Source organism: Moorena sp. SIO4A1, assembly GCF_010672065.1.
Lineage (GTDB): Bacteria > Cyanobacteriota > Cyanobacteriia > Cyanobacteriales > Coleofasciculaceae > Moorena.
The window spans coordinates 1-2,509 of the sequence record NZ_JAAHHX010000277.1 but is presented as its reverse complement, the minus strand read 5'-3'; the positions used below and the strand labels follow the sequence as shown (position 1 = coordinate 2,509).

The window sequence follows — 2,509 nt, the reverse complement described above, 5'->3', positions numbered from 1 at the left end:
ATCGTTTAATTCAAAGATGCTAGGAATATTGAGAGCTCTTCTTGAGGCATACATATATTCTGCCCTTGGACTATTATCTCTATATCCGGCTAGCAGGTAATAAACCTTATGCATGATATAACCATCACGGGATAAGAATAAAATTTTGTCTATGCCATCTTTAGTGGTTGCATCTAGCAACCAATTCATGAAACTAAAAAAAAGGATTCCAACATTCTTAAACCCGAAGTTATACCAAAATTACTCTTCGTAACTAGTTTGATTATCCTGAGTATCACAATAATACTGATTGATAATGGTTGCTAGATAAAATGAACTGTCAAGAGATTGTTTTTGTTAACAAGCTGATGAAACTTTTCCTTTTGGAACCAATAATTTTTGATAGCTCTATGTATTGTTTTTTTATTTAAAAAACAATAATAAACCATTGGCTTTGGCCTTTAAAATATCAGACTGATAATTATCACCAATGTGAAGGATATCTTCTGGGTTAAATCCTAGCTTTTCAACAACATATCCATAAATATCTCCTCTAAATTTAGTTTTGCCTATAGTAGAGGATAAAAATAGCTTTTCACTATCATCATAGCCTGCCGAATGAATAATTTTATTGATCACCGATAGGGGGAGATACATATCTTAGATAAAAATAATCTGTTTATAAATTTTTCGGCAATAGTTATAGACCGAAAAAATAAATTCATTACGTCTGCAAACATCCCCTTCGGTTTGTATTTCAATTTTTTTAGTATTTGTGCGCTTTGGTCATTAAGTCCAAAATCTTCTACCAAACACTCAAATATGGTATCCAAGGTAACTTCTGAGAGGATATATGAAAAGTTTTTTGATACTGAATTTTGCCCCCCTAGCCCCCCAAATTTGGGGGAAGAGTCAATTTGCTTCTAAAAGTCCCCCGAGCGAGGGATTGCTCGCTCGGGGGATTTAGGGGGCTTGGATGTAGCAAATGATACTTCTCAGACAACCTCTGAGACCTGTTCTCGTCTCCAGAGTTTGTCCCTAGATTTTTTTTATGCTTTTTGTCTAAGCTTAGGATAATTTGGTAATAACTCGGAATGACAATAATCATATTGCTTTTGAACCAGTGTAAAGACATCACTTTGCTCTAAAACATTGCGTATAATTGCGGTATCAAAGATATCAAATGATACGTATTGGGATGTATTGATGATCTTGGCTAGTGTGTGATCCATCTGACCTATATTGAAACTAAGCTCCTAAAAACCCACCTAATCCAGTGTTGGGTTTGCCTTGCCATATCTATGTGTTCCTAACTACTCTGATTTTGCTATTCAAGGGAAAAGTAAGGATAGATAAGCAGTTAATGGGACTAGCATTGACAAGAGTAATTAGAAAACGGGCAATAAAAGCATTGCCCTGGCTAAGTGAGAAATCTCAGACTATCTAATGACAGAATTCCCATTAGTGGAGAAAAAGTAACACTATTACTCTCAACCATAAAAATTATCGATCATGAAAGCAGTGTCTTTGTGGAAACTCCAAAACTCTCTCCCGATCTTGGAAGGTTGGTGAATTACCTCTGTGGTGTCTATACAATTGGGATACAACTATACACCACATAAGACCCCCAGCTTGGCCGCAGGCTGACTGGGGGAATGCTGCCAAGGTATTCACAGCATTTTGCCTATGTCAATAGTGATCAGTGAACCGACACTCTCAAATGCCGAAATATACCTGAAACATACCAAGTGTTTTGTAAACGTCAAGCGTAGCTAATGGGCAAGTGATACTAAGTTGGAATCAAAGATAGTATCTTCCTCAAAAGGTGATGGGGTGATGGGGTGATGGGGTGATGGGGTGATGGGATGAAAGTGCTAACTATAAATGCAACTTAGTATCACTTGGTATGAATCACGATCATGGTGGTCTTGCACCATGACTGAGACAAAATTAATTTTAATTTTATTAAAATTAATTTTATCAGTTATTCTGAGTTTACTGACTAGAACTCGCTAACAGCTGCAGATCAGGTGCATCCTGATTTTGCTAGTTCATTCCCTGAGGTAATGGTGAAAGAAGGCTGACAGGCTCGCCTAAACTGTGTTTTTGTCCATTTAGCATGTACCCCTTCTTCTCTACTCTCAAAGGTTGTGCATAAAATTTAGCTAGAGCAAGTTGAAAGAAAAAGGCTGGATTACCGAGTAAGTAGCGAGCTGCCAGACGTTTGGGTTCACGGGATAAACGATAAAGCCACTCTCCACCAAGATTGGAAATAAATTCTGGACAGTCAGGAACCAAACCTGCCAATCGGTCGATCACTGCACCACAAGGCATGAACACATTGACATTAAGACGACTACGATGCTGCCAAATCCATTTTTCTTGAATTGGCATACCCATGCCTACCAATAAAATATTAGGTTTTGTGTGGTTAATTTTATTAATTATCTCTTGATTTTGGCTGGGGTCTTCTTTATCACAATATCCGTGGTGACCATTGACAACAATACCCCAATATTATTGTCAATGG

General features: G+C 37.5%; 3 protein-coding genes. All 3 read right to left on the bottom strand.

The features are described 5' to 3' along the window. The coding region (locus F6K53_RS37245; RefSeq protein ID WP_293084616.1) for a hypothetical protein at positions 1 to 189 on the bottom strand (189 nt) is incomplete at its 3' end. A gap of 213 nt (positions 190 to 402) precedes the next feature. Further along, positions 403 to 618 carry an HAD-IA family hydrolase gene (locus F6K53_RS37240; protein WP_293084613.1) on the bottom strand — a complete coding sequence of 72 codons (216 nt, stop codon included), beginning with the start codon at positions 616 to 618 and terminating at the stop codon, positions 403 to 405. A 1,407-nt stretch (positions 619 to 2,025) separates the two neighbouring features. After that, positions 2,026 to 2,487, bottom strand: a complete 462-nt coding sequence (locus F6K53_RS37235; RefSeq protein WP_293084619.1) for a WecB/TagA/CpsF family glycosyltransferase — start codon at positions 2,485 to 2,487, stop codon at positions 2,026 to 2,028. Positions 2,488 to 2,509: the final 22 nt, after the last annotated feature.